Source organism: Leptotrichia sp. OH3620_COT-345, assembly GCF_003932895.1.
Lineage (GTDB): Bacteria > Fusobacteriota > Fusobacteriia > Fusobacteriales > Leptotrichiaceae > Pseudoleptotrichia.
Window position 1 is genome coordinate 1 of sequence record NZ_RQYW01000137.1, and the last position, 401, is coordinate 401.

At 36.4% G+C, this 401-nt stretch carries 1 protein-coding gene; it reads left to right on the plus strand.

Annotation, left to right across the window (positions count from 1 at the left end):
- On the plus strand, positions 1-291 hold a 291-nt coding region (locus EII29_RS11965; RefSeq protein ID WP_158612556.1), incomplete at its 5' end, for a hypothetical protein.
- Positions 292-401: the final 110 nt, after the last annotated feature.

The following is a 401-nucleotide window of genomic DNA, read 5'->3' on the forward strand; positions in this document are numbered from 1 at the left end:
CTGCTAAAAGAGATAAAACCAGCACGAAAAACGAATGCACAAGCGGAAGGAATCATAGAAAATGTAAAGATGAAAGCACATGAGATATTACAAAGAGCTAGGGAAATAGAGGAAAATGCAAAACGAAAAAGTTTGAATGAAATCATGAATGATGTAAAGAACCGCAAGGAACTAGACCGAATACATGATATTTTGCGTAGCAATCCCGAACTTCTAAAGGCTTTTAGAGAAGCCGAAAGCGAGATAAACGAGGCGAAAAGAAGAACGATTAGTAATGATTTAGAACGATAAAAGGGTGACTATGATTAGTCACCCTTTTATTCCTTATCTTCCTCGATGATGTAAGAGCGAGGTTCTCTCCCAATGTTTTGTACAAAAAAAATAGTACAAAAGAACTGAGA